At 28.2% G+C, this 26,603-nt stretch carries 24 protein-coding genes, 1 other RNA gene and 2 pseudogenes; 8 read left to right on the top strand and 19 right to left on the bottom strand.

The genetic code is table 11. The features are described from left to right. Window positions 1-86: 86 nt before the first annotated feature. Both CPEL_RS08150 and CPEL_RS08145 read right to left on the bottom strand, forming a co-directional pair. Window positions 87-2,123, bottom strand: coding sequence for a tetratricopeptide repeat protein (locus CPEL_RS08150; RefSeq protein ID WP_044599412.1), 2,037 nt, complete (start codon window positions 2,121-2,123; stop codon window positions 87-89). A 3-nt stretch (window positions 2,124-2,126) separates the two neighbouring features. Then, window positions 2,127-4,211, bottom strand: a complete 2,085-nt coding sequence (locus tag CPEL_RS08145) for an ATP-dependent DNA helicase (protein ID WP_049984611.1) — start codon at window positions 4,209-4,211, stop codon at window positions 2,127-2,129. 242 nt (window positions 4,212-4,453) lie between these two features. Between CPEL_RS08145 and CPEL_RS08140 the strand changes: the two genes are divergently transcribed. After that, complete coding sequence (locus CPEL_RS08140; RefSeq protein WP_044599411.1) at window positions 4,454-5,677, top strand: HD domain-containing protein; 1,224 nt, start codon at window positions 4,454-4,456, stop codon at window positions 5,675-5,677. Window positions 5,678-5,680: 3 nt separating this feature from the next. Here CPEL_RS08140 and ffs read toward each other — a convergent pair. After that, an RNA gene (gene ffs, locus CPEL_RS08890) (signal recognition particle sRNA small type) lies at window positions 5,681-5,778 on the bottom strand. 52 nt (window positions 5,779-5,830) lie between these two features. Here ffs and CPEL_RS08135 point away from each other — a divergent pair. Then, complete coding sequence (locus tag CPEL_RS08135; RefSeq protein WP_044599410.1) at window positions 5,831-6,280, top strand: hypothetical protein; 450 nt, start codon at window positions 5,831-5,833, stop codon at window positions 6,278-6,280. Here CPEL_RS08135 and CPEL_RS08130 read toward each other — a convergent pair. Genes CPEL_RS08130 through CPEL_RS08115 form a run of 4 tightly spaced genes read right to left on the bottom strand, consistent with a single transcriptional unit; the run spans window position 6,277 to window position 11,067 of the window. Further along, a complete protein-coding gene (locus CPEL_RS08130; protein WP_044599409.1) occupies window positions 6,277-7,902 on the bottom strand; it encodes a flagellar hook protein FlgE in 1,626 nt (541 codons plus the stop codon). The genes CPEL_RS08135 and CPEL_RS08130 overlap by 4 nt on opposite strands. A gap of 4 nt (window positions 7,903-7,906) precedes the next feature. Beyond that, window positions 7,907-8,908 (bottom strand): flagellar hook assembly protein FlgD, encoded by a 1,002-nt coding sequence (locus CPEL_RS09830; protein ID WP_049984610.1) that lies wholly within the window; start codon window positions 8,906-8,908, stop codon window positions 7,907-7,909. Between the two features lie 50 nt (window positions 8,909-8,958). Next, complete coding sequence (gene fliK, locus CPEL_RS08120; RefSeq protein ID WP_049984609.1) at window positions 8,959-10,725, bottom strand: flagellar hook-length control protein FliK; 1,767 nt, start codon at window positions 10,723-10,725, stop codon at window positions 8,959-8,961. A gap of 3 nt (window positions 10,726-10,728) precedes the next feature. Further along, entirely contained in the window at window positions 10,729-11,067 is a 339-nt protein-coding gene (locus CPEL_RS08115; RefSeq protein ID WP_044599408.1) for a hypothetical protein, read from the bottom strand. A gap of 124 nt (window positions 11,068-11,191) precedes the next feature. Here CPEL_RS08115 and typA point away from each other — a divergent pair, with 124 nt between their 5' ends. Both typA and CPEL_RS08105 read left to right on the top strand, forming a co-directional pair. Further along, window positions 11,192-13,000, top strand: coding sequence for a translational GTPase TypA (gene typA / locus CPEL_RS08110; RefSeq protein WP_044599407.1), 1,809 nt, complete (start codon window positions 11,192-11,194; stop codon window positions 12,998-13,000). Beyond that, window positions 13,000-13,632, top strand: coding sequence for a hypothetical protein (locus CPEL_RS08105; RefSeq protein ID WP_044599406.1), 633 nt, complete (start codon window positions 13,000-13,002; stop codon window positions 13,630-13,632). Before typA ends, CPEL_RS08105 begins: the two co-directional genes overlap by 1 nt. 10 nt (window positions 13,633-13,642) lie before the next feature. On the opposite strand, the gene CPEL_RS08100 is transcribed toward CPEL_RS08105, so the two are convergent. The 10 genes from CPEL_RS08100 to CPEL_RS08055 form a co-directional block, all read right to left on the bottom strand. Then, window positions 13,643-14,380, bottom strand: a complete 738-nt coding sequence (locus tag CPEL_RS08100; protein ID WP_044599405.1) for a carbonic anhydrase alpha — start codon at window positions 14,378-14,380, stop codon at window positions 13,643-13,645. Window positions 14,381-14,475: 95 nt separating this feature from the next. Next, on the bottom strand, window positions 14,476-15,105 hold the full coding sequence (locus CPEL_RS08095; protein ID WP_044599599.1) for a protein-L-isoaspartate(D-aspartate) O-methyltransferase: 630 nt from the start codon (window positions 15,103-15,105) through the stop codon (window positions 14,476-14,478). 95 nt (window positions 15,106-15,200) lie between these two features. Next, window positions 15,201-16,718, bottom strand: a complete 1,518-nt coding sequence (gene dsbI, locus CPEL_RS08090) for a disulfide bond formation protein DsbI (protein ID WP_044599404.1) — start codon at window positions 16,716-16,718, stop codon at window positions 15,201-15,203. 10 nt (window positions 16,719-16,728) lie between these two features. Then, entirely contained in the window at window positions 16,729-16,896 is a 168-nt protein-coding gene (gene dba, locus CPEL_RS08085) for a disulfide bond formation protein Dba (RefSeq protein ID WP_044599403.1), read from the bottom strand. 123 nt (window positions 16,897-17,019) lie between these two features. After that, window positions 17,020-18,042 carry an aerobic ribonucleoside-diphosphate reductase Ia, B2 protein subunit NrdB gene (locus CPEL_RS08080; protein ID WP_044599402.1) on the bottom strand — a complete coding sequence of 341 codons (1,023 nt, stop codon included), beginning with the start codon at window positions 18,040-18,042 and terminating at the stop codon, window positions 17,020-17,022. Then, window positions 18,035-18,454: an RDD family protein gene (locus CPEL_RS08075; RefSeq protein ID WP_044599401.1), complete on the bottom strand. Its 420-nt coding sequence runs from the start codon at window positions 18,452-18,454 to the stop codon at window positions 18,035-18,037. Before CPEL_RS08075 ends, CPEL_RS08080 begins: the two co-directional genes overlap by 8 nt. Beyond that, complete coding sequence (pyrE, locus tag CPEL_RS08070; protein WP_044599400.1) at window positions 18,454-19,062, bottom strand: orotate phosphoribosyltransferase; 609 nt, start codon at window positions 19,060-19,062, stop codon at window positions 18,454-18,456. The genes CPEL_RS08075 and pyrE overlap by 1 nt, the downstream gene beginning before the upstream one ends. Window positions 19,063-19,064: 2 nt before the next feature. Then, window positions 19,065-19,622: a ribosome recycling factor gene (gene frr, locus CPEL_RS08065; RefSeq protein WP_044599399.1), complete on the bottom strand. Its 558-nt coding sequence runs from the start codon at window positions 19,620-19,622 to the stop codon at window positions 19,065-19,067. A gap of 9 nt (window positions 19,623-19,631) precedes the next feature. After that, complete coding sequence (gene secG, locus CPEL_RS08060; protein WP_044599398.1) at window positions 19,632-19,973, bottom strand: preprotein translocase subunit SecG; 342 nt, start codon at window positions 19,971-19,973, stop codon at window positions 19,632-19,634. Between the two features lie 100 nt (window positions 19,974-20,073). Continuing rightward, window positions 20,074-20,775, bottom strand: a complete 702-nt coding sequence (locus tag CPEL_RS08055; RefSeq protein WP_044599397.1) for a Bax inhibitor-1/YccA family protein — start codon at window positions 20,773-20,775, stop codon at window positions 20,074-20,076. Window positions 20,776-20,938: 163 nt separating this feature from the next. Between CPEL_RS08055 and CPEL_RS08050 the strand changes: the two genes are divergently transcribed. Beyond that, the gene (locus CPEL_RS08050; protein WP_044599396.1) at window positions 20,939-21,577 is read left to right on the top strand and encodes a carbonic anhydrase beta; all 639 of its coding nucleotides are present in this window, start codon (window positions 20,939-20,941) and stop codon (window positions 21,575-21,577) included. Then, on the top strand, window positions 21,574-23,451 hold the full coding sequence (locus tag CPEL_RS08045) for a mechanosensitive ion channel family protein (protein ID WP_044599395.1): 1,878 nt from the start codon (window positions 21,574-21,576) through the stop codon (window positions 23,449-23,451). Before CPEL_RS08050 ends, CPEL_RS08045 begins: the two co-directional genes overlap by 4 nt. Here CPEL_RS08045 and CPEL_RS08040 read toward each other — a convergent pair. Beyond that, window positions 23,448-23,762, bottom strand: a complete 315-nt coding sequence (locus tag CPEL_RS08040; RefSeq protein ID WP_044599394.1) for a hypothetical protein — start codon at window positions 23,760-23,762, stop codon at window positions 23,448-23,450. The two genes, CPEL_RS08045 and CPEL_RS08040, sit on opposite strands and share 4 nt — an antisense overlap. A 42-nt stretch (window positions 23,763-23,804) precedes the next feature. Beyond that, a complete protein-coding gene (locus CPEL_RS08035; protein ID WP_044599393.1) occupies window positions 23,805-24,167 on the bottom strand; it encodes a hypothetical protein in 363 nt (120 codons plus the stop codon). Window positions 24,168-24,495: 328 nt separating this feature from the next. On the opposite strand from CPEL_RS08035, the pseudogene CPEL_RS09825 reads away from it, so the two are divergent. Further along, window positions 24,496-25,131 (top strand): annotated as a pseudogene (locus CPEL_RS09825) (PDC sensor domain-containing protein); the annotation flags it as partial. A 1,068-nt stretch (window positions 25,132-26,199) separates the two neighbouring features. Further along, window positions 26,200-26,580 (top strand): annotated as a pseudogene (locus tag CPEL_RS09820) (methyl-accepting chemotaxis protein); the annotation flags it as partial. Window positions 26,581-26,603: the final 23 nt, after the last annotated feature.

Genomic DNA, 26,603 nt, shown 5'->3' with positions numbered 1-26,603 from the left:
TAAAAAAAGAGGGATGAATATATCTTAAATTAAGTGATACAAAAAACTTTTAAAATATCAGTTTTATTTAATTAACAAAAATATTACTAATTTTTTATGTTAGCTGTTTTAATATCAAAAACATTCCATTTGCTTCCGTTAAATAGTGCTTTTGCTTTAATTTGCATATTTGAAGTGATATTGTGCTCTTCTAATAATTTTTTTGAGATGTAGTAATTTTCAATAAAAGCAAAATCAGGATTGTGAATGTTTATTTCATTTATTTTAATAGCCTCGTTGTAATCGTATGTGGTATTTTTAAATTTGTATTTTAGTCTGATTTCCCCGTGTATGTTTTGTCTTAAATAATCTTTGCTTTCACTTGTATATTCTACTTTTAGTATTTCTATTTTTGAATTGTTGTTTTTGTTTGAAAAATACTTTATTTTTATAAAGTTTCCTATTTTTGGTTTTATATTGGTTTGATTAAAGCGAATAATCCCATCTTTGTTTACATTAATAACATAATGAAATAATTGCTTTTTTTCATTAACCGAATCTATTATAGCTACTTCTTCTGGTAAATCTTTGATCATATCATCAAATGTTTTAGAAGACTTATTTATTTGTAAGACCATGTATTTATTTTTTACTTGACTAAAATACAATTTAACTTTATAAACATCATTTATTCTTATTTTTTCTAAAAAAGCAAATTTATTCTTTTTTATTGTAAATTCAATATTTTTAAAATTTGTAAAAAGCAATCTTTCTGTATTGGTTTTGTCTTTAAAAAGATTGTAGAACACACAATCTACAAATTCAATATCTGTTAAAATATAATTTTCAGCTACATCTTTTTCGAGTTTGTAAAATTTGTCATTAGTTGATAATTTTCTTATATGAGAAACTTTATTATATAATTCATCAAAATCATTGGAAATACTCCATCCTTTTTCATCTTGATGTATTTTATATTTAGCTAATTCTGTATATGCTTCTTCTAAAAGATTGTTTTTTAGTAATAGTTTTGCTAAATCTAATCTAATTTTTGGTAAAAAGTCTTCATTTGGTTGTAGAGTAATTGCTTTGCAAAGCATAGATATGGATAATTTTTCATCTTTATGTTTCAATATATTTGCAAATTCATGCCAAATATACGCTTGATTGTTAAGTTCTAAAATTATTTTTTTATAAATTTCAATGGCTTTGTCGATTTGCCCTGTTTTATCTAGCAAGATAGCATATTCTCTAAGTAGCCAAATATCATAAAATTTACTTAATGCAAATTTATATAGTTCTATAATCCAGCTAATATTTTCTTGAATATTATTTTTCTTAATTATATTAAAGAGTTTGTTTAAAGATTTTACAACCAGAGGCTTGTTTGTATATCCATTATTTGTTTCTTCTTTAAAATCATCAGCTCTAAAGTTATGAATATTCCAAAATTGAATAAAATTAAAAAATCTCCACTCGTTTTTATCATTCATTATTCTATCGGCAAATTTTAATATTTGAGAGTGCCAATGAGAAGCTCCATAATTAGAATATAGTTTTGCATATAAAGTAAGATTATTCCACAATTTATCAAGATTGCATTCTTTATATAGCTGATAAAATTTCCAATAATAAGCTTCTCTAATGTTTTCAATAATAATATTCTCATTTTCTATAATATCAACAAGATAATTTATATCAAGCGTTATATTATTATCAACTGCTATTTTAATTAGCCTGAAAAATAATGATGGATATTGTTTGTCATTGTATACTTGTTTTTTAAAATCTTCATCGCGTAAATATTTTGGATTCCACATTTTAAAGAAATTGAATATATTAATTTCTTTATGGTTTAAAGCATGAAATATAACACTATGAAGTATTTTAGAATGAAGTAGAGAGGGTTTTTCATTGTCTAAATTTAAATAAACAAGAAGTATCTTTTTTAATTTGTTTGTATTATTTTTTTCTTTAAAACAATCAGAATTTATATATCTATAAATAATCCATCCGAATTTCTCATGTTCTCTTTTATTTAAATTATCTTGTTTGTTAAAAATATCTTGAGCAATATAAAATGCTTTTTCAAATTCTCCATTTTTACTTAGTTCTTCAGCTGTGTTTATATCTGTTTTGTACATATATTATCCTTGCAAAAGAGATAATATAAAATTACTTAATTTTATTGAAGAGTTATTGCTAGGTTGAGATCTGCTAAATTGTTTTTTGTTGTTATAGTAAAAATTTATTATTGAAATTTCATTTTTATATTTGAAAGTATATTTTTCTAGATAATATAAATGTTCAATGTTTGTAATTTCAATACCATGAGGCGATATGATTTTATTAATGAAATTATAATATTCTTCTAAAAAATCCTCATTAAATGGTTTTATATCTTTAACAGGGTTAAAAATTATGGTGTTTTCAAGTACTTTTAGTAAATTTTCTACTAGCTTAGCTAGTATATTTGTATCATTTGAGTATATTTTTGTAATTTTGTTTTTACTATTGTAGATTATTTTTATATTGCACACTTCGTTGCTGTATTTAAGAGTATAAATTTCACAATATTGATGATGATTTATTTTTTCAATACTTATTTTGTTTTGGTTTAATATATCTTTTACTTTTAAATAAATTGCTTCCTCGATATTGCTTGGAGATTGAGTTATTTTAGAGGTATCGTGCTCGCTTTTTTTGTCAATACTAATAGTTTTTGTTGTATTTGAAATGTAGATATCTTTTTGCAGTTTAGAAAACATTGATATATGCGGCTCATCAAAGACAAATAATTTATCGCTTGCTCTTGTGATAGCTGTGTAAAGCCATCTAAAATAATCTTTGCATAATTGACTTTGATGTGTTTTACAATTTAAAAATACATTTTTCCATTCACTACCTTGTGCTTTATGACAAGTAATAGCGTATCCAAATTTAATCCTTAAAGCATTAAAATAAGGATCTGCTTTTAATGCATCTTGCCATTCTTTTGTGTTTGGTTTTAACTTAGGATGTCTTATTAAAAAATCTATATATAATGCTTTGTATTGATTGGAAGTTAAATTGGGTTGTTCAGAATATAAAATGTTTTCTATTATTTTACAGGTTATGCTATAAAATTGTCCATTAAGTTGCTCAAATACAATAACAGCATCCCTAAAATTTAAAGTTTCGTTTATATTTCCATGTCTTATTGTTCTAGTTTCTGATTTGCTTGAAATTTTTTGAATTATACCAAAATCTCCATTTGATATAAAAATTTCATGATTTGTATTGTTTGCTATAACTAAAATTTTATCATTTACTACTATATTGTTTATGTTTCCTGGGAAAAAATGTTCCCTAATTTTGTTATTATATTCTTTAACAGAAGCATTTGAGTAAGCAATTATTATTGTGTTTTGATCAGTTGGATTGTTGCATTGTCTTAAATACGCTTTTAAAAAATTTTCGTGTTCTTCGTGTGTTACATCGTTGTAGCTTTTAACATCAATTTCCAATTGGTTGAATATTTCTTTTTTGAGTGCCTGTCTAATAGGTAAAGAATTTTTTAAAATACCACTTGTTGATTTTTGCCTAACAACTTCTGTAAGTTCTATTTCATCTACAAGTAGACCAAATTTACTTACAAGGTAATTTTTATCAAGAGCTGGAGAAAAATTCATTTCAATTGGAGGTAATTGAGCATTGTCCCCAATAAAAATGACTTTTTTATTGTGATCGTTGCAGTCAATATTAATATAATTTATTAGATCTTGTAATAAATAGCCACTACCAAATTTAATAAATTCATGAGAGTTGTATTTATCGGATATCATTGAAGCTTCATCTATAATATAAATTGTATTATCAGCATCTTCATTTACCCTAAGATTCATGTAAAGCTTGAAGGTTTTGTCTAATTTATCTTTATATTCTACTATACTATTTTCTTTTAGAGAATATATAGTTTTGTGTATAGTAAAAGCTTCACAAAGAGTTTTTTTGGAAATAACTTTAGCAGCTTTTCCGGTTGGAGCTGCAAGTATAAAAGCTCTTCCTATTATTTTTAAATATTCTGTTAAACCTTTAGTGATAAAGGTTTTACCTGTGCCTGCAAAACCTTTTAATAAAAATACATTTTGATTGTTACTCGGAGTATCTATAAAAGTTTCTAATTTTTCAATAGCAGCTTTTTGAGATTGTGTTAAATTATATTTTTCAAAAAATGATGTTAGTTTTTCCACAAAAAGCCCTTTTTAATTTTCATAATTGTTAAATTGCAAATTTTGATACTTTTTAGAAAATAATTTAAGATAATACAGAAATAAAACTTAAATTTTAACAAAACAAATAATTTTTATACTTTAACAAGTAAAATAGTTAATCATATAATATTTAAGAATAATTGTATCTATATGCCACATACTATATAAAATTTGCTAAAGATTATAAAATAAAGTAAAATCACAGCAAAAAAAGGAAATAAATGATTAGTGTAGAATTAATAGAGCATATTTTTAAAGCTGCTTCTATATCAAGATGGAATGATTATCCTAGAATGACAAATTTAGTCGAGCTTGACAAACAAGCACATAAATTCATCATTGCTTATTTTATTGCTAAAATGGAAAAAGATGTTAATATGCGTTTTATCATAGAAGCGGGGATTTTTGAGTTTTTAAGCAGGGTTGTAGTGACTGACATACGCCCTGATGTATATCATGAAATTTTACGCTCTAAAAATGAACAAATGAGTGCATGGGTATTAAGCAAAATCGCACCAATGATTCAAGATATAGAAAATGGTGCATTTTTAAAACGCTATGAGCTTTTTTTGCAAGGTAAAGATTATACCAAAGAAAGACTTATTTTAAAAGCTGCTTCATATTTTGCGACAAGATGGGAGTTTAATATAGTTTATCAAACTAGCTCATTTTTAAGTGATATTGATGAGATTAAAGCTAAAGTTGAAGAAGAATTAGAAGATTACTATGAGTTAATTGGAGCAAGAAAAATCGCCCTTAATCAAAAAATTTCAAAAATAATCGATTTAAGCGGACGCTTGCGTTTTCAAAAAAGATGGGCACAAACTCCAAGAATTCCTGAAACTGCAGTTTTAGGGCATATGCTTGTAGTGGCTATTTTGTCTTATTTTTATTCTTTAGAAGTAAAAGCATGCGATGGCAGAATAGAAAGCAATTTTTATTGTGCTTTGTTTCATGATTTACCCGAAAGTTTAACTAGAGATATCATCTCTCCAGTAAAATATGGCATAGATGGTTTAAATGAAATCATCAATGAGTATGAAATGAAACTTATTAATGAAAGAATTTTACCTTTTATACCACTATCTTTTAGAGAAGAATTTAGTTATATACTTGGTATTAGAGAAGGACAAAATGAAGAAAGCGCCTTTGTAAAAAATGAATTTGAAAATCGTATTTTTAACAACAAACCAAGTGTTTATAGTGGTAGTTTAGATGCAGTAAATGAGGATCGTTTTAAAGCTATTGATGGAAAGGCTTTGAAGTATTGTGATAAATTAGCAGCTTTTATAGAAGCAGCTTTGTCTATAAGCTATGGTGTAAAATCAAAAGAATTAGAAAATGGTTTTGCTGGAATGTATGAGTATTTTAAAAATAATCCGACAATTAGTGGAGTAAATTTCTTTAAGATTTGTCAAGAGCTTAAAGTGTATTTTAAAATTTAAAACCCTCTCTCAGATGGCTGCGGCACACACTAAGTTCAAGTGCTCTGCTGTGTTCCCACCCTGAAGCGGTGCTTAAAAATAGCATTGCACAGGTCTAAGAGAAGGCAGTTAAAATGATATCTTAAAATATCTTAAAAAACATTGAGGTGAGATGTGTTAAATATATTTGCAAATTTTTTGTCTAAATTTAGAGAATTTTTTGTTCCAAGTCATTTATCTTTAGAATTTAGAGCAAAATCTTTTGCTGCTATTATTGTGGCAAACAAAAATATAAAACCACGAAGTTGGCAAATTTTATCTGATATTGCTAGTGAAGTTTATCCTGATGATAAAAGTAGGCAAGCTGTTTTAATACAAACTTCTAAAGAATATGTTGATAGAGTTTTAAAAAATGAGCTTAGCTTGGATGCTTTATTGAAAAATATATCATTTTTGCTAAAAAAACATCCAAGATATGCTCAAAAAATTAATTTTAGCAGACTAGAGCGTTTGATAGATAAAAATGAAGAAGAATCTTTAGTGCAACTTAGAGTATATGAGTTTTTCGAACAAGAAATAAAATATATTTTAGAAAAAAACCAAAAAAACGCTAATGTAAATTAGCGTTTCATATTAATGGCTTTTTGTATCATTTGATCAGCAGTTGTTATGCTTTTACTGCTAGAATCATATGCCTTTTGTAGAGTGATTAAATTTGTAAAAGCTACAGATAAATCTACATTAGATTGCTCTAAATAAGATCCTTTAAAAATTCCTGTACTAAAAGTACCATCATTATTTTGTAAAAAAGTAGGGTTTCCACTATTTCCAGTTTGTCCATAGAGGTTTTCTCCTAATTTTTCTAAGCCTTGTTCATTCATAAAATTAAACAAAGCAAGTTTTGCCATAGCAATTTGCTCTCCATTTGTAAATGTCGCAATGATAGTCCCATCTGTATTAATGGAATAATTATTTAAAAACCCTTCTCCAAGTCCATCTGTTTTAGTATGAACAGAGGGTTGTTTATTTTTTAAAGCATGAAGTCCATCATAACCTGAATTTGGTTTGTTTGGATCATAATAAGATCCAAGATTGATTTGAACTTGTGTGCCGTTGTTATCTACTGAAGTTAGAGTATTTGAAACTAAAGCACCTGCTTCGTTAAATGTTATTAAACCTTCTGTTGTTCCGCCAACTTTATTGCCATTGTTATCATAAACTTGTGCTACCGCTTTATATTCTAAATTTTTTCCATTTTGAGGCAATACTCTATCAAGTTTAACTTTTACCCAGTTTGTAGAACCATCAGGGTTGATTAATTTTGCTGATAATTCTGTGCTATCTGCTACTTCTTTTTGAACACTTAAATGAGATGATGTTAGTTTTGCACTTTCTAAATCTACTTTATCTAGTTTTTGATTGTCAATACTAAAGGCCATATTTTCATCTAAAGTAGCTTGTAATGTTTGACTTGCACCCTTTTCATCTGTGATTTTAAAATAAATCATATCACCTGGTTTTAAGCCATAAATTTTTTCATCTTTTACGCTTCCTGAGATTTTTACACTACCATCTTCATTTTTAATAAATTCAAATTTAGAAGCATCAACATCTACATTTACAGCTTCTGTTTTGGTGCTAGTGTCTAAATTTCCACTCCAAGTGATATTTTGTGTTGGTTGAGGTGGTAAATACATATTTTTAGGAACAGAGATAATACCTTGATTATTTACTCCTCCTATTTGAAAATTCTCTCCTGGAGTTCCGCTCCATGCTGTAGTAACTTTTTGCCCAAGTTGCTGACCAAACATATTAGAAACTCTTTCGCTTAGCTGAATTTGCTGCAATGATGGATTCATCGTTCCAAGCACATAGTTTCCATTTGCATCAACTAAATTTCCATTTGCATCAGGCCTAAATGCACCATTTCTAGTATAATACACTCCATTGCCATTACTTACACCAAAGAATCCTTTTCCGTTTATGGCTACATCAAATTCATTATCAGTTGATACTAAAGGTCCTTGCTCGAAAATATCATTAGTTGCACCTGCTACACTACCATAACCACTTTGGCCCTTGTTATATGATTGTGTTGTAATGGTGCTATAAAATACATCTTTAAAAGCTACATCAGAGTATTTAAAACCAACTGTATTGACATTACTTATATTGTGCGCAGTGTTATCAATACCATAGCTTTGAGATTTTACCCCATTAACTCCATTATAAAATGCTGTAAACATAGTTTTATCCTGTTATTTCTTTAATATCTTCCCATTTAACCCAGCTTCCGCCCATACCAACTAAGGCTTCACCATCTTCAAATTTAACCCCAGTAATAGGATAAGCACCATAGGTTGAATTGACCTTATTTCCATCTTCACCTGTATAACTTGCTCTAACATAGTATTTTCCAGATGGAACAGGATTTCCGCTATCATCTGTTCTATCCCAAACTATTTGTTTCATACCTGCACTCATATCTTTAACACTCATAGTTCTTACAGGATCTCCTGCTTCGTTGTATATAGTAAATACAACAGGTTCGCTATCTGATTTATAAGCTGAATCAATTTTAGCTGTTTTGATATCAAGATTTGGTTTGTGTCCTAAAATTTTAAAGCTTTGATCTTCTCCAACTACTGCTTGAACAGTTTCTTCTTGACCTTTGTCATCTTTTAATTTTATATGTATAGTTTCTCCAGGTTTTGCTACTTCTTTATCTACCTTACCTGTTATATCAAGCTTATCTTCACCATTTTTCTTAAGTTCAAAATCATCTGTTTTAATATCTGTTTTCTTGCCTTTTTGAGGTTCTTTTGGTAAATACATATTAATTTGAAATTGTATATCATCATCTGCTACTATAAGGTAATTATCTTTAACCGTTGCAAGTTTTCCAACAGCAGCTAATGCACTCATACCAGTACTTGCTGCGATTGAATTTTGTAGTTTTGTCATAGCATTTACTAGTTGTGTCATAGTTTTATTAGTATTATCTTGCATTTCAAGTGCTGAAAGCTGTGCGGTTTGTGTGAGCATTTTTTCAGTATCCATAGGATCGGTTGGATCTTGATGTTGTAGTTCTATTAAAAGAAGTTTCAAAAACGCATCTTTATCAAGTTCTGCTTTTGGATTGCTAACTAAACCATCATTTTTTTGCTCAATATTTGAACCATCCTTTGTATTCTTTATATCTCTTGTGTTAAGAGATAAAGGACCTTGTAAGTTTGTGTTAATATTTGACATAAAAATCCTTTTTTATATATTTTTAAAATTTAAAGCAAAAAATATTCCATTTAGAAATACTTTGCCAAAACCATTTCCAAGCTTGGTTTTTCTTGAATTTCTTTTTCAAAATTCACCTTTTCTTCTTTTGAATTACTTTGTTTTTGTTTTTGCTGGTTGTTTTGTTCTTTTCTTTCTTGATTAGTAAAATTCATTTCTAAATTCGTAAATCCCATATTTACAAGAGCATTTTTAAATTCAGCTTGATGTTGTATGAAAAGATTAAGCGTATTTTGATTAGAATTAAAACTAATATTTAAATTCGAGCCTCTTTGAACTAAAGTAACTTCAACTTCTCCAAGATTATGAGGATTTAATGTAATACTAAATCTTGTAATAGGAGCTTTATAGCTTTCTAATTTTTCTTTAAATTCTTGTGCAAAATCATTAAATGTTTCTTTTGTAGGAATATTTTGATTTTTGATAAAATCATTAGACACTCTGTTTAAATCTCTTACAAATGAATTTAAATTCTCTTGCGGAGAGTTTTCTTTTTCATGGGTAGTTTCTTTTGTTGCATTTTTAAAGATATCAGAAAAAATATTTGTATTTTGTGTAGTTTTTTCCAATTTTATATTTTTATCTTGATTAAACAAATTATCATAATTTACTTTTGTTTCTTGAAAATTATTTGTAGTATTTTGTATATTTTGATTTTTAGTTTCTATGGTATTGTTTTTAAAATCTTTTGAATTTTCTAAAACAGAATTTATTTTATTTGTGAAATTTTCTTCTTTTGGATTTAATTTATCATTGTTATATATTGTTGTTTTTGGTTCTATTTTTTCTTTAGATTTTATATTTTTTTGTTGGTTATTTTGTGTTAAATTAATAATTTCTATATCATTTAGCTTTTTAGCATCTTTTTTAGAAGTAGAAAAATGCTGATTTTGCTCTGGTTTTAATTCTTGAGAAAAATTAGTTTTTACATCTTGTAAAGGTAGTTTTTCACTTTGTATATCTTTAGATTTTGTTTCTAAAATTTGAATTTTTTCTATTTTTTTATCTTTAATATCTAATTTTTGTTCTTGAATAGTGGTATTTACTTGTTCTATTTTTTTGTCTTTTTTAGTTGGTAATTCTATATTTTTCAAAGCAGAAGATAATAACGATGTTTGATTATCTTTAGTTTTGGTTGAATTTTTTGGTTTTAAATTTTCACCTTCTTCTTTTAATACATTAGATATTTTTTGGTTAATAAGATCTTGAAATACATTAGTGTTGCTTTGTTTTGGTATATCAAAAAATCCTTTTTTATCTAAATTTGGAAAAGATGATTTTAAATCTTTTATTTGTTCGAATTTGATATTTTTGATATTTAACCCTAACTCTTTAGCAATACTTAAAAGCTCATTGATATTTTTTACACTTTTTAATTTATTTAAGTTTTTTTCAATATTTAAAAGTGTTATATTGTCTTTTACAAGTTTGTTTAGTTTGATATCTTTACTATCGCTTTGCAAAACTTCTAATAAACTAAGTATTTGCATAAAATTAGCACCTTCAAAAAGCTTTAAAGCATCTTTTTCATCAAGCATTTTATCGCTAATTGTTAATTTGCTTTCTTGTTCTAATTGTTCTAAATTTGTATTTTCTTTTTGAGGGGCTTTAAAATCTTTTGGTAAACTTCCATCTTTTTCATCAATAGCTTGTAATAAAGAATTTAAAAACTCTTCTCCATCACTTTTACTCTCTTCTGGTTCTTTTTTTGTTGTATTTTCGTTTTTTGGAGCAAGGCTTAATAAATTTAAAGCCTCACTTGTTTGGATATTTGACATATTTTATCCTATAATAAAGTTGTTTTTTGCCAAATTTGGAAATAAATTTTGCAATTGCATAGCACAATCAACTTTTAAATTTTCATGAGATAGGTTGAAATTTTTAAAAATAACTAATAGCTCTTCTATATTTTTAGCATTTAAAATAGCATTTTCATTATGAGCATTGTCTAAAATTTCACTAATAGCACCTGATAATTTGGCATAATTTAATTCTTCTTTTTCTTCTGATTTGCTAACTTCTAAATATTTTAAAAGTTCCATAAAATACTGACTATTTAAAACCGATGTTCCTTGTTTTTCTAAGTTAGTGTTTAAAATTTGTGAATTTAAGTTTGACATATTTTTCTCCTTAAAAATAATAACTGCAAAAGTTAAAGCAACAAGTGTTCCAAAATTTAATATTAGTATTTTAAGCATTATTTTTATATAATCTTAGATTTTAAATTTAGCTTTGGAGAATACTTTGGAAAACATTAGAAATATAGCTGTTATAGCCCATGTTGATCATGGTAAAACTACTATGGTAGATGAACTTTTAAAACAATCAGGAACTTTTAGTGATAGAGAACAAATTTCAGAACGCGTTATGGATAGTAATGATATAGAAAAAGAAAGAGGCATTACTATACTTTCAAAAAATACCGCTATTAATTATAAAGGCACAAAAATAAATATTATAGACACTCCAGGCCACGCTGATTTTGGTGGAGAAGTTGAGCGTGTACTAAAGATGGTAGATGGAGTTTTGCTTTTAGTTGATGCACAAGAAGGTGTTATGCCTCAAACTAAATTTGTTGTAAAAAAAGCTTTATCATTAGGACTTAAGCCTATAGTAGTGGTAAATAAAATAGACAAACCAGCCGCAGATCCAGAACGCGTAATTAATGAAATTTTTGATCTTTTTGTGGCTTTAGAAGCAAATGATGAACAGTTAGATTTTGCTGTAGTATATGCAGCAGCTAAAAATGGCTATGCTAAATTAAATTTAGAAGATGATAGTGATAATATGGAGCCTTTGTTTGAAACTATATTAGAAAGAGTTCCAGCACCAAGTGGAAGTATTGATAATCCTTTGCAACTTCAAGTTTTTACCTTAGGTTATGATAATTTTGTGGGTAAGATAGGAATAGCAAGAATTTTTAATGGTAAAGTAAAGAAAAATGAAAATGTAACTTTAGCAAAAGCTGATGGAAGTAAAGTAAATGGTAGAATTTCAAAACTTATAGGCTTTATGGGCTTAGAAAAAATGGATATAGATGAAGCATATTGTGGTGATATAGTAGCAATAGCAGGTTTTGAAGCTTTAGATGTGGGAGATAGCGTGTGCGATCCAAATAATATCTTGCCACTTGATCCTTTACATATAGAAGAACCTACTTTAAGTATAGTTTTTGCGGTAAATGATGGCCCTTTAGCAGGAACAGAAGGCAAGCATGTAACTTCAAATAAAATAGCAGAACGCTTAGAAGCTGAGATGAAAACAAATATCGCTATGAAGTATGAAAGCACAGGCGAAGGTAAATTCAAAGTAAGCGGAAGAGGCGAACTTCAAATAACCATTTTAGCTGAAAATATGCGTAGAGAAGGTTTTGAATTTTGTTTAGGAAGACCTGAGGTTATAGTAAAAATAGAAGATGGGATTAAGACTGAGCCATTTGAACACTTAGTAATAGATGTTCCTGAAGAATTTAGCGGTGCTGTTATAGAAAAGCTTGGCAAAAGAAAAGCTGAGATGAAGACTATGGCACCAACAGGAGATGGCCAAACAAGATTAGAGTTTGAAATTCCAGCGCGCGGGCTTATAGGCTTTAGATCTCAATTTTTAACAGATACTAAAGGTGAAGGAGTTATGAATCATAGCTTTTTAGAATTTCGTCCATTTAGCGGATCAGTAGAAAAAAGAAACAATGGAGCTTTAATCTCTATGGAAAATGGCGTAGCTTTAGGCTATTCTTTATTTAATTTACAAGATAGAGGAGTATTGTTTATAGAGCCTCAAACTAAAGTTTATACAGGTATGATAATAGGCGAACACTCACGCCCAAATGATCTTGATGTAAATCCTATAAAAGGAAAAAATTTAACCAATGTTAGAGCTAGTGGAAGTGATGATGCTATAAAGCTTGTTCCGCCTAGAAAATTAAGCCTTGAAAGAGCGCTAGAGTGGATAGAAGAAGATGAATTAGTAGAAGTTACTCCGCAAAATATTAGAGTTAGAAAAAGATATTTAGATCCTACTCAAAGAAAAAGAATGGAAAAGGCAAAATCTTAATGGACTTTGAAGCCATAAGACAAGCTTTAAACAAAAGACTCAAAGCTTTGCAAATTTTAGCATTTGCAGAGGCTTTGATTATCTTTTTTTTAATATTTCAATTTAGTAAAGACTTGATTATAGCTTTATTTGGTAGTGTTTTAGCAGGAGTTTTGTTTTTTAGAATTTTAGGAAAAAAACTCATGTGGGGACGCAAAGAATTGATTTTTAAAATGTGTGAAGAATTTCTAAAACAAAATAATGCTAGTTTTAGTAAAGAAGGATTTAAAGAAGAAGAATTTAAACAAATTGCTTTTGATTTTTCTATTAAAGATTATAAATCACAAAACACTTTTGCTTTTAAGGATTTTACCTTATATGATGTTTGCTTTAAGGATGAATTGGGCAATTTTTTTTGCGGAATCTTGCTTTATAGTAAAAAATTAAAACAAGATATTAATCCTTGTAAAAATATCTTTCAAAAACTCAAGGAAAAAGAATTCTCTACTCAAAATGTATTGCAAAAAGATGATTTTTTACTCATAGCTAGTTTGAAAAATCCTTTTTTTGCAGATTTAAAAATAAGTTGTGAATTGAATTTTAAAATTTTTAAAGCAAATCTTAATCAAATTAAAAATTTAATTAGCGACTAAATAATCAAACTCAGTCGCTAAAATCTACTTTTTGTATATTTTGAATTTTAAGATTATCTCCCTTACCCATTAAAGCTTTTATGGCTTGAATTTGCTCTTTAGAAGCTTGTGTTTTTTCTTTAAGGACTATCCAAGTGATTTTTTTACTACAAGGTTTATTTAGTTTATGCTTAAAAATATAAAACACATTTGTATTATTTGGTAAAAGTTCATTTGCATTTAAGCCTTGAACATAAAGTTTATCGCCTTCTTTTTTAGGAAAAGCTCGAATAGTTTTTTTGATAAAAGCATTTTCTTTACCCTCTTGTATAAATAACACAACTACTACTATATCACCTTTTTTGCTTACATGTGAAAAATGAATTTCTAAAGGATAAGATTGATTGTTTATAGAAATTTTAGAAGGACTGTGAAAATGAAAATGAGATAAATCATAAACAACTTCATCAAACAATATACTGCTTTCATTACTGCCAAAATGCATTTTTATAGTATATCCATCGTTGATAAAACCAAAAGAATTATTAGCATATGAAAAACTAAGAGAATGAGGTTTTTTAGTTGAATTTTTTGTACTAAAATTAATAGGAGCTTGATTCATTCCGCTTTCACAATATACCCAATTTTTATCTAAATTAACCCATTTATCTTTATCGACTACTCCATGTGTAGCATTTTGTGGCATTTGTTCGTAAGCAAAAAGAGCACTAGTAAATAAAACACTAAAAGCTAAAATTTTGATTTTCATTTTATCTCCTTTATTGGAGATAATTATAAGATATGTTTTTATATATTAAGCTTATATATTTAAAAATAATTTTATTAAAATTAATTTTTTAAAGATTATTCTTTGCCATCTTTGATAGGCACAAAAAGGCATTCTTCTAGAATTTCTTTGATAATTTCGTTGTCTTTTTTAGTAAATTTAGTAATGAATTGTTGGTTACCTATGAGTAAAGGTGCAACTAAAATTCCATTATTTTCTAGTTGATCGAATAAAACATTTGGAATATGTTCTGTATAAGCAGAAAGCAAAATTCTATCATAAGGAGCGTAGTTTTTCCAACCATTTTGTCCATCATCAAATTTTACATGTATATTGGTATATTTTAGTTTTTTAAATTTTTCTATAGCACTAAATGCTAATTTTTCTATGCGTTCTATAGTAAAAACTCTTCTTATTAGCTTACTTAAAATAGCTGCTTGATAGCCACTTCCACAGCCTATTTCTAAAACACTATCAGCGTCTTTAAAATCAAGTGCCATTGTCATTTTAGCCACAGTAAGAGGCGAGCTTATCCATTGATTTCCCATTAAAGGTAAAGCATCTAGTCTATAAGCGTGTATTTTTAGTGGAGAAAAAATTTCTCTAGGAGTGGAACAAAAAGCTTCAAACAACTCTTCATTGATAAAAGTATTTTTTTGAATTTCTTCTGCCATGGTTTGACATTGTTTTTGCTCAAATAAATGAATCAATAATCACTCCTTAAAATAAAAAGTGTTATTTTATCTTAGTTTTTATTTATCTAAGTTAAAAGTTTATAGGGCATTTTAAAATGCCCTATAAATTAATCTAGCGTATAAAGTATATTTGTATTATCTTGATAAGATAGAATATTTATTTTTCCATCTTTAAAGAATAAACTTCTTGCATTAGTAATGCTTTGTGGATAAGATATAGTTTTTACCACTTCTTCTTTATTTGTATCAATAACTACAATTACATTGTATTTTTTACTTAATGCATAAATTTTTCCATCTTTATAAGCCATAGAAGTTATATAAAGATCACCTAAGCTTCTACCTTCTTTTAAATTTGCTTTTGGAGTAAATTCAGCTGAAAGAACTCTATCTGCTAAAGAAATTTTAGAAATAACAAAGGTTTTTGCATCTTTATTATTTGGAACGGTTGCAATATACATGAATTTATCATCAGCAGTAGTACTTAAAATGTGGTGGAATTTTGCTCTTATAGTATCAACTCTTCCACGACCTAAATCTTTACCAGTTCCTTCAAATTTATCTGCACCCTCCATAAAATGTGCATATTGCAAAGCATCATCTGCATTTGGATTTTTAGCAAATCTTAAGAATGTTTTGTTTGAACCCATTAAAAGATATTTATCATTCATATAAGGAATAATCGCAACTATAGGATTAATCGTAGCAGAATAATATGGATCAAGCAAGAATTTTTCTTTAACGCTAAAATTATTATCTAAGAAAAACACATCCCATTTAGAGCTTGCTACATATTCTCCATTGATATAATCAAGAGTATTGATAGCTTTTGCAAAATCAATCTTAGTTTCATTTGCAATTTTTAAATTCTCATCGATATTTACAAATGGAGCATTGCTTGTGTTATTATCAAATTTAATTCCTAGTTTTTCACTTGCAGGTGCAAATGCAAAGTCAGGATCTTTTACATCACGCGGCCCTAAAACAGAAAAACTTTTCCAGCTTTTACTCCAGCCAGCATCTGACCAAATAATGTATTTTGGATTTAAACTAAAACGCACAGGATCACCTTGTCCGCTATATGGAACAGGCCCAGTACTTACGAAAGCTTGAAAAACATTTGATGCAACAATGAAAGCTACAATTACCATAGCAGCTAGGTTGAATTTGGTTAATTTTCTAAAGCTAGCACCTTCCATTTCTTTTTCAAAAGATCCAAATTTTGGTGCAAATGCAAAAATTACCCCAAGCAATAAAACAACAGCCCAAAATACTACTTCAGCCCAAAAATAAGTATGCAAGCCAAAAATAGGCAAACCAAAACCTTGATCAAGATCACGATGTGCGTGCCAACTGATGTGGTTGAATGATTGCCATAAGCCAAAAGCAGTAGCAATTAAAAGAAAAGCAAGGAATTTTCCTTTAATTCCATAACGCACTATAAATAATGCCGCTACACCAATAAATATCATTGACTCTCTTTGTCCCCAGCAAGAGGTGCAAGGGCTATCGCCCAACATATATCCAAAGATTAAATTTGCTGTTCCAACAGGCATTAAAATAACCAAAAAGCCTGCCATACACATTAAAAAGTAAAAGAATTTAGTCTTGTTAATATCACACATTTTCACCACCTTATAGATTCATTAAACCTAAGATTGCACCTGATTTACGACCCAGGTAGTCAAAAACCATAATCACCCAAGAAATAACTATTAAAGAAAAAGCTAATTTTTCTTTTTCTGGTTTAGCTATCATTAGGATTATGGCGATTAAGATTAATAAAAGTTCTAAAAACTCCATAACATCTCCTAAAATGAATTTATGAAATGCGAATTTTACCTTTATAAATTAAATAAAAAAATAATATTAAAGAATAAGAAAAGAATAATTTATAGTCAGTATAATTAGGAGGTAGTTTTGAAACTAAAAGTCATCAAAACTTAAACTCCCTTTAGAATAATTAGTCACCTTGCTTTCAAAAAAGTTACTTTTTTGATCGTTAAATTTAGAAAAATCATCCACCCATTTAATAGGATGTTTAGCATTGTAAATTTTATCAAGATTAATGGCTGTAAGCCTTTGATCAACAAGATAATGGATGTATTCTTCTATGATATCATCTGTAAAGCCCATGATTTGATTTTGGGTGATGTATTTGCCCCATTTTATTTCAAGTTCTCCAGCCTTTTTAAACATATCATAAATTTTATTGATATTTTCATCGTGAAATAAATCTGCTCTTTCTTTACGCACTGAATTTATCATATTTTGAAATAATAATAAATGCGTTATTTCATCTCTTTGTATAAAACGAATCATTTGCGCTGAGCCTAGCATTTTGCCCGCACGCGCTAGAGCATAAATAGCTGTAAATCCACTATAAAAATACACCCCTTCTAAAATTTGATTAGCCACCATAGCAAGCAAAAGTTTATTATCATCTACTTCACCGGCTAATTCTTCATAAATGCTTGAAATAAAATCATTTTTTTCTCTTAAAGTCTCATCATGTTTTTCCATTTCATAGATTAAATCTGTATTTTCACAAATAGCTTCTACCATAACCGCATAAGATTTTGAATGATTAGCCTCTTCATAGGCTTGGCGTGCTAAAACTGCATTGATTTCAGGTGCAGTGATATAAGGGTTGATATTATCAGCTAAATTGTTTGTTTGAAAGCTATCCATAGAAATGAGTTGAGACCATACCAAATCATACATTCTTTTTTCAGCTAAAGTAAGATTACAACGATAATCAAGCGCATCTTTTGTTGTATCTACCTCTTTTGGAAACCAAGTATTTGCTTCCATTAAATCCCAAAGTTTCAAAGCCCAAGTGTATTTTGCCTTGGTAAAATTTAAAATACCATGTGGATTACCATTAAAAACCTTTCTATCATTTAAGGTTTCATTTGATTTTGGATTATAAATTCTTTTTCTATTCATTGCTAACCTTTCTTACAATAGCACTTTGGCTTAATATATCATGTAAAGTTAGAGTATCTTTTCTAATAAAACTTACTAAAAAACCAATTAGTAAGCCAAAGCTTATGATAAAAATAATATAACGCAAAAAAATTCGTATAAAATTTAATTTTTGCCCATTTTTTATATCAATCAAATATAAATCATAGGCTTTTAACCCTGGACTTTGAGCTTTTTTAGCCAAAAATAAAGTTTGAAGTAGTCCAAAAAATAAAGGACATAAAAAGATAATAAACTGATTATTTAAAAAAGCTTCTTTAGAACCAAGAGTAAAATAAAACAGGTATAAAATAGGCACATAAAGCAAAAATATGTCAATTAAAAAAGCTTTAAATCTCAAAAAACGAGACGCGATTTTTGCTTTAGTTTTCATTAGTTACCACGACTACCTGGTTTAATAGCCTTTGTTCCTTTTTTACAAAGCTCACATTGGCTTGCTTCATAAATGTCAAATTCAAAATTACCCAAGGCAAAAAGCGGTAAATCTTGAGGTAATTTAGCATTTTCTTTTCTAGGGTTATTTAAATTTTTAACCGCACAAAAACCACGATTTGCTAAAGCACTAAAAGCTAAAACTTCACCACCTAAATCTTGTATAAGTTTAGCACTTTCTAAAGCTGAACCCCCTGTTGTGATGATATCTTCACAAATAATAAATCTTTCGCCTTTTTTTACTTCAAAACCGCGTCTAAGACTCATTATCCCATCAACTCTTTCGGTGAAGATAAAACGCTTATTGCAAGCTCTAGCAAGCTCATAGCCTGCTAAAATTCCTCCAAGTGCTGGAGAACAAATGCTATCAAATTCTATATTAAAGCTAGTGATAATTTTTGCAAGCTCATCGCAAAGTTTTGCAGCAAGTTTTGGATTTTCTAAAACTTTAGCACTTTGCAAATAAAACTCAGAATGCTTTCCTGAGCTAAGCAAAAAATGCCCTTGCAAATAAGCACCACAATCTTTATAAATTTGTTCTAAATTCATCATCAAACCTTTAAAAGTTCTGCTTCTTTATTTTTTACCAATTCATCAACTCTTGCTGTGTAAGTATCTGTTAGTTTTTGAACTTCATCATAAGCTTTTTTAGCTTCATCTTCTGATATTGCTTTATCTTTTTCTAGTTTTTTTACCCCATCATTAGCGTCTTTTCTGATATTTCTTATAGAAACTTTAGCTTTTTCACCCATTGCTTTTGCGTGTTTAACATTTTCTTCTCTTTGTTCTCTTGTCATAGGCGGAAAAAACAATTTCACGCTTTCGCCATCATTGTTAGGATTAACCCCTATATTTGCAGCAGCTATTGCACTTTCTATAGCTTTTAGCATGGTTTTCTCCCAAGGACTAATGCTTATGGTTGAAGCATCGGTTGCCAATACGGTAGCTACTTGATTTAAGGGGGTTTGTGTTCCATAATAATCTACATGAATATGATCAAGTATATTGATATTAACCTTGCCTGTTCTTAGTGTAGTGAAGTCTTTTTTTAAAGCTTCTAAGCTTTTTTCGCAGTATTCTTTTTGTTTGGTAAAAATTTCATTAAGCATGGTTTTCCTTTATTTGCTAGAGTTTGTTTCGCTTATTGGTGCACTTGGTGCAACTGGGATAGTAGTGTTTGCATCTGGTGCTTTTGGTAAAATTTGTTCAGCCTTTTCAGCAAGTGAGTTATTATTGGCATTGTTATACATATAGCTTAAGGCTATTGTATTGGCAATAAGTATTATGCCCATTACAAAGGTAAATTTAGCTAAAAAACCAGCAGGACCTTTAGCACCAAATAAACTTTCATTGCTTCCACTATATGCACCAAGTCCTATGCTTGAACTTTTTTGCAATAAAACTGCAATACAAATAACAACAACAATCGCAAATTGCAAAATAATCAAAAGAGTAATCATAAATTTTCCTTATTGAAAATTAAAATGGGTATTTTAACTTAAAAAGCTTGATAAAAACTTGAAAGAAAAAAGAATTTTGCGAGAATTATTCTCGCAAAAATTATCTACTATTAAAACTTCTTAAGATATTAAGAAGAGAGATAAAAAGATTGATAAAATCAAGATAAAGTGCTACTGCACCTTCAATAGGAGTTTCATAGTTTCCTCTAATGATATTTTGTGTATCATAAAGAATGTAAAAAGAAAATAAAATCGCTCCTATAGCAGAAATTGCTAAACTTAAAACTGAACTTTGAAAAAATAGATTAATCAAAGAAGCTACCACGATAACGATTAATGCTATAAAAAGCATTTTTCCCATCATAGTAAAATCTTTTTTTGTATTCATAGCAAAAATACTCAAAGCTCCAAAAGCTACGGTTGTTAAAGCAAAAGCTTGAGCGATAATACTAGCTCCAGCAGGAAGTGCTAAAACAGAATATAAAAGCGGAGTAAGAGTAAGCCCTGAACAAAAAGTAAAGGCAAAAAGTAAAATCAAATTAAGCGGTGCTTCTCTTTTTTTCCATTGTAAAGCAAACAATAAACCAATCTCAACGATAAATAAAATCCAAAAAGTTGCTTGAGATTGAGCAAATAAATGTGCTAGGGCAAAAATTCCCACATAAGCACCTGCTGTTGCTGCTAATAACGAAGCGGCAAAAAGCTGATAAGTTTGCTTAATAAAAACACTTAAATCACTTCTAGCATAACCTTCAAATTCTTGAGTTTTAGAGTTAGAATAATCTCTATCATAAAGACTCATTAATATCCTCCAAAATATTTTTTAAAATCCAAATTTACAAAAAAAAGATAAATAAAAGATTAAAATTGTATAAAAATATAATAAAAAATAAATTTATGCGATAATTTATAGATTAAATAATAGTTAGTATAATTTGTAATTAAATTTTTGCTAAAGGAAATTTTTGAAAAATTTGATCGAAGGTGCTTTAAAATTTATGCAAGAGGATTTTAAAGAGCATGCAGAACTTTTTGAAAGTTTAAAAAACAAGCAAAACCCTCATACGCTTTTTATAGGTTGTGCTGATTCTAGAGTGATTCCAAATTTAATCACCAACACAGGTCCAGGTGAGCTTTTTGTTATAAGAAATATAGGCAATATAATTCCACCTTATAGAGTAGGTGATGATTTTTTAGCGACTACTTCAGCTATTGAGTATGCTTTTAATTCTTTGCATATTAAAAATATTATAGTTTGCGGCCATAGCAATTGTGGTGGCTGTGCGGCTTTATATGCTAGTGAAAATGATTTAAAGAATATGCCTAATGTTAAAAAATGGCTTACCTTGCTTGAGCCAATAAAAATCAAAGTTTCTCAGGTTGCTAAAGACGATATAGCAATGAGAGCTTGGATGACTGAGAAGATGAACTTAGTTAATTCTTTGCAAAATTTGCTTACTTATCCAGGGATAGAAGAAGCTTTAAATAAAAAAGAAATAGAACTTCATGCTTGGTATTACATCATAGAAACGGGTGAAATTTATGAGTATGATTTTAATTTTGAAAATTTTATACTTATACAAGAGAGGATAAAAAAATCATGAAAAAAATATTTTTAATTTTACTAACAATATTTATTTTAAATTTAAATGCACAAGATAAAGAAAACCAAAATATATTTAATGATAAAAATAGTATTTTTTCTTTAGTACAAAATTACATAGAACTTAATTTAGTTTTAGAAAGTTTTAACACAAGTGATTCTAATGTGAGTGAATTTAAAGATAATATAAAAGAAATTGAAAGACAAAAAAATAGCATTTTGACTATTTTACCTTTAAAAATGGTAGCGCAAAAGATTGAAGATAAAGAGGTGAAAGATTTTTTAGACACTAAAAGTGATTTGCAAAAAAATATTGAAAGAGCACAAAAACAAAATAGATATTATGATTATGTTGATAATAAAATTAAACTTTTAAATTTAACTTCTGCTGAGCGGTTTTATATGTGTATTTTTGAGCTTGAAAAAATCTTTATACAAGGAGCACAAAGCCAAAAAATTAAAGCCATAATAGACAAAACTATAGATGAGTTAAAAGAAAGTATAGTATTTAATTTTTCTGTAGATAAAGAAAAAATCAACGACATAGAGCAACTTAGAACTTTAGAAAATAGTGAAAATAATTTAAGAAATACCATTAAATCTTATAATGAAATCTTAGTATATTTAAGAAACAATGCAAATTTATTAGAAACTAATTTTTTATTTAATGAGCTTGGTTTGCAAAATGCTATAAATTATATTAACGATAGCGTAGAAATAAAATCTGTTAATGTAGGAAAAATAGCTATATCTTTAGCGGTTATTGTATTTTTTTATTCTTTAAAATTTTATCTTGCAAAAATTTTATATTTCTTTTTAATAAGATTATTTGGTAAAAAATCTGCTAATTTAGAAATTAAAACACATTTTTTAGAAAAATTACAAGGTCCAGTTGGTTGGTTTTTATTTGTTTATGCTTTGGGAATTTGTTTTACTATTTTTTATTATCCAGCACCAGTAGATATAAGAATTAGCAATATTTTATATATTATATATGCTATTTTAACTGCGTGGCTTACGATTAATATTTTTGATAGTTATGGTATGGTGGTTGTTGCAAAATTAGCTGAAAAAAGCGGAAAAAGAGAAGTAGTTAATTTAGTGATTAAAATTTTGTATTTTATCATTATAATTATAGCGGTATTGTTTATTTTAGCTCATCTTGGTTTTAATATTTCAGCTTTAATTGCGTCTTTGGGTATTGGTGGTTTAGCGGTTGCTTTGGCTGCTAAAGATATTATTGCAAATTTCTTCGCATCGGTGCTTTTGCTTTTTGATAATAGTTTTAATCAAGGTGATTGGGTTGAAATTTCAGGTGTTGAAGGAACTATAGTTGAAATTGGACTTAGGAAAACTACAATTAGAACTTTTGATAATTCTTTAGTTTTTTTACCTAATTCTACTATTATGGGGACAAATATTAAAAATTGGAGCAAAAGAAAAATAGGCCGCCATGTTAAATTATTTATAGGGGTGACTTATGATGCAAAACCAGAACAACTTGAACAATGTGTTGAGGATATTAGATATTTATTAGCTAGCAGTCCTTTAATTGCACAAGTTGATGATAGTGCTTTAAATCTTGGAGGTTCTCGTGCAAGATATAGACAAAATTTGGTTTCAGTAAATGATTTAGAAGGTTATAAGAATAATACCTATGTAGCAGTTAGTGGTTTTAGTGCAAGTTCTATTGATATAGAAGTTTATTTTTATACTAAAGCGGTTGATGCAGCGGGTTTTAGAGCAGCTAGACAGAGTATTTTACTAGAATTGATGAAAATTGTTGATAAAAATAAACTCAGCTTTGCCTTTCCTTCTCAAAGTCTTTATATAGAAAAAATTAACAATGAACAGCAAAAAGAGCTTTTAAACTAAAAAGCTCTTTTTTGATCATTGCATTCTACAATAATTTTTTGGGCTATAATAATACTTCCATTTTTATTACCATCTACCTTAATGAAGCTACCTTTTTTTAAATCCTGAACATTGGCTTGCTTTTTATTGCTACCAAATACTCCACAACCATAAATTTCAATTTGTGTTTGAGGTAATATAGTGATAATTAAATTATTATCAAAATTTGTTTGTATGCTAATTGTGTTTGGATTGATATTTTTTAATATACCTTGAACTTTGTAAGCAAATGCAAATGAACAAAGGCATGCTAGTGTAATTATAAATTTCATGTAAAATAACCTTTTTTAGGAAGTTATTTTACATGAAAAAGCTTAGTATGCTCTTTTTTTGCATTCTATTTTAATTTCTTTAGCGGTTATGTTTTGAATTTGATTTGGAGTTTGTGGGTTTGGCGTAGTTTGTGCATATCCATGAAATACTTCAGCTTCTATAAAAGTTCCTACTTTTAAATCTCTAAAAGTTCCATATTTATCCATACCAAAAATTCCACAATCATCCATATCAATTTCAGTATTTGGTAGAATTTTTATATTCATTTTTTGCCCATAGGTTGTATCGATTAAAATAGTTTTTGCACCATCATTAACATCAACAATTACCCCATAAATTCCATCAGCATAAGCAAAACTTGAAAGGCTTAAAGCTGTTAATAACGCAGTGATTTTCTTTTTCATTTTTTCTCCTTTGTTTTTATGCGAGAATTATATAGTTTTTTAAGTGAAGTAAGAGTGAATTTTAAAATAAATAATTATATTAAATGTATAAATTTTTATTTTAGCAAAATTAATTTATATTTTAAATATATTTTAAACAAGAATAATTATTTTAATATTAATTTTTATTATATCCCCCCCCCTATTTTATCATATATGTAGATTATTTGCAAAAAAGATAAATTTAGTTTTAATAAAATAAATATTAAGTTAATAAAATTTATATTTCTTTAATAAATAATTATTTATAATGATAAGAAATTATTTTTCGTGAAAGGAGAAAACTTCAATGTTGCGTAATTTAAAACTTAGCACTAAAGTTATTGCTATTGTTGTTTTTACTGTTGTTGTTATTTTAGGTGGCATTTCTTTGCTTATTATCCAAAGATCAACTGAGACTTTAAACGAGCAGATCAATAAAACATTGATGACTTCTGTTTTTCGCTATACAAATTCAGCAGAAGCGGCTATAAAGTCTTTTTTTATTTCTGCTATTGGGACTCAAAAAATTTTTAACACTTTATTAGAAGAAGGGCCTATATCTGAAAAAAGGATAGAAAATATACTTGGAGAAACAATAGATGCTAGTTCTACTATAGCATATGGGTATTATTATTTAAAAGATGGAACTGCGTATAAAAATTTAGGTGTTGATGATAAATATTTTATCAATGGAAAAGAATTTATGGTTTTAATGAAAGATAAAGATGTAAAAGAAGCAGGTGGGATGACAACTATACAGGCTAGTTCTGATATAGCTTCTTTAAGAGGTGTTGAACATATTATGAAAGGCGATAAGCTTTATTTTGGTGAACCTAGGTGGTTTGATGTTAATGGAGAAAAAATATTTGGATCAAATATAGCTACACCTTTGATAGATAAAAATGGCAAGGTATTGGGTGTGCTTGGCATGATATTTGATATGAAAATTTTAGCTAATGATTTTAATGATCCATCAAGATCTGTTTATCAAGGAGATAGAAGAATTTTATTATCTAATGGAGGAGTTATAGCTACACATCCAAATGCTGATTTTGTTACTAAAAAAATAACTGATATTAATCCAAATGCAACTAATGTTTTAGAAGCTACAAAAGAAATTCAAGTTAAAGGCATTGACTATGTTTCTGATAAGGGTGATGATTATCATGGAGCTATAAGAGTTTTTGAAGTGTGGCCAAATACTGGAATTTATTGGTCAATGCTTGCTATAGCACCTACTAAAACTATATACGAACCAATTAGTACTCTTAGAAATTTGATATTAATTAGTAGTTTGATTGGGGTTGTTGTTATAATTATTGTTTTATCTTTTGCAATGAAAAGTATAGTGACTATTAGAGTTCAAAGATTGCAAAATCATCTTATGAAATTTTTTAAATATTTAAACCACGAAATTCCAAACATAGAAGAATTAATCCCAAGATATAATGATGAAATAGGAAAAATGGCTGGAGCTATAAATGATAATGTGCAATATATACAAGCAAATCTTGAAAAAGATGAGATAACTGTTAAAAATATCTTAGATGTATCTCATGATATAGAAAAAGGCCATTTTACTCAAAGAATAGAAACTACACCAGTAAACCCAAAACTCATAGAATTAAAAGAAGTATTAAATAAAATGCTTGAAGATATGCAAAGAAAAATAGGAAAGGATTTAAACGAAATAGAAAGGGTTTTTGCAAGTTTTCAAAATCTTGATTTTTCAGATAAACTTGAAAATGCAGAAGGTGAAATAGAAAAATCAATCAATGCAGTAGGCGTAGAAATTAAAAAAATGCTTCAAGCTTCTTTAAAACAAGGTGAATTGTTGCAAACTAAAGCTGATGCATTAAAAGAAAGTGTTTTACAACTTAATGATGGTGCTCAAAGACAAGCTGATTCTTTACAAGAAAGTGCAGCTGCTGTTGAAGAGATGAGTGCTTCTATGAATGCAGTAGCAGCAAGAACTGAAGAGGTTATTAAACAAAGTAGTGATATTAAAGAAGTTACAGATGTAATTAGAGATATTGCTGATCAAATTAATTTACTTGCATTAAATGCTGCTATTGAAGCAGCGCGTGCTGGTGAACATGGTAGAGGCTTTGCTGTTGTTGCAGATGAAGTTAGAAACTTAGCAGAAAGAACTCAAAAATCATTAGGTGAGATTGAAGCTAATACTAATATCTTAGTACAATCTATTAATGAAATGGGTGAGAGTATAAAAGAACAAGCTTTGGGAATTTCTCAAATCAATCAAGCAGTATCAGTAATTGATGGATTAACTAAAGAAAATTCACAAATTGCACATGCGACTAATTCTGTAGCCAATGAAGTTGATGTAATGTCAGCTGATATAGTTGCAGAAGTAAGAAGAAAGAAATTTTAAAAAACTACCCTAAAAAGGGTAGT

It is taken from the genome of Campylobacter peloridis LMG 23910, from assembly GCF_000816785.1.
GTDB lineage: Bacteria > Campylobacterota > Campylobacteria > Campylobacterales > Campylobacteraceae > Campylobacter_D > Campylobacter_D peloridis.
The sequence above is the reverse complement of the archived record's forward strand: the minus strand, read 5'-3'. Positions and strand labels throughout refer to the sequence as shown.

Coding starts and splice junctions, on each gene's coding strand:
- secG (WP_044599398.1), bottom strand. CDS start 19,973: ATGATTACTCTTTTGATTATTTTGCAATTTGCGATTGTTGTTGTTATT.
- dba (WP_044599403.1), bottom strand. CDS start 16,896: ATGGAGTTTTTAGAACTTTTATTAATCTTAATCGCCATAATCCTAATG.
- CPEL_RS08140 (WP_044599411.1), top strand. CDS start 4,454: ATGATTAGTGTAGAATTAATAGAGCATATTTTTAAAGCTGCTTCTATA.
- CPEL_RS08115 (WP_044599408.1), bottom strand. CDS start 11,067: ATGTCAAACTTAAATTCACAAATTTTAAACACTAACTTAGAAAAACAA.
- CPEL_RS08080 (WP_044599402.1), bottom strand. CDS start 18,042: ATGAATAGAAAAAGAATTTATAATCCAAAATCAAATGAAACCTTAAAT.
- CPEL_RS08130 (WP_044599409.1), bottom strand. CDS start 7,902: ATGTTTACAGCATTTTATAATGGAGTTAATGGGGTAAAATCTCAAAGC.
- dsbI (WP_044599404.1), bottom strand. CDS start 16,718: ATGTGTGATATTAACAAGACTAAATTCTTTTACTTTTTAATGTGTATG.
- CPEL_RS09830 (WP_049984610.1), bottom strand. CDS start 8,908: ATGTCAAATATTAACACAAACTTACAAGGTCCTTTATCTCTTAACACA.
- CPEL_RS08150 (WP_044599412.1), bottom strand. CDS start 2,123: ATGTACAAAACAGATATAAACACAGCTGAAGAACTAAGTAAAAATGGA.
- CPEL_RS08035 (WP_044599393.1), bottom strand. CDS start 24,167: ATGAAAAAGAAAATCACTGCGTTATTAACAGCTTTAAGCCTTTCAAGT.
- CPEL_RS08040 (WP_044599394.1), bottom strand. CDS start 23,762: ATGAAATTTATAATTACACTAGCATGCCTTTGTTCATTTGCATTTGCT.
- fliK (WP_049984609.1), bottom strand. CDS start 10,725: ATGTCAAATATCCAAACAAGTGAGGCTTTAAATTTATTAAGCCTTGCT.
- pyrE (WP_044599400.1), bottom strand. CDS start 19,062: ATGAATTTAGAACAAATTTATAAAGATTGTGGTGCTTATTTGCAAGGG.
- CPEL_RS08105 (WP_044599406.1), top strand. CDS start 13,000: ATGGACTTTGAAGCCATAAGACAAGCTTTAAACAAAAGACTCAAAGCT.
- CPEL_RS08045 (WP_044599395.1), top strand. CDS start 21,574: ATGAAAAAAATATTTTTAATTTTACTAACAATATTTATTTTAAATTTA.
- CPEL_RS08100 (WP_044599405.1), bottom strand. CDS start 14,380: ATGAAAATCAAAATTTTAGCTTTTAGTGTTTTATTTACTAGTGCTCTT.
- CPEL_RS08075 (WP_044599401.1), bottom strand. CDS start 18,454: ATGAAAACTAAAGCAAAAATCGCGTCTCGTTTTTTGAGATTTAAAGCT.
- CPEL_RS08055 (WP_044599397.1), bottom strand. CDS start 20,775: ATGAGTCTTTATGATAGAGATTATTCTAACTCTAAAACTCAAGAATTT.
- frr (WP_044599399.1), bottom strand. CDS start 19,622: ATGCTTAATGAAATTTTTACCAAACAAAAAGAATACTGCGAAAAAAGC.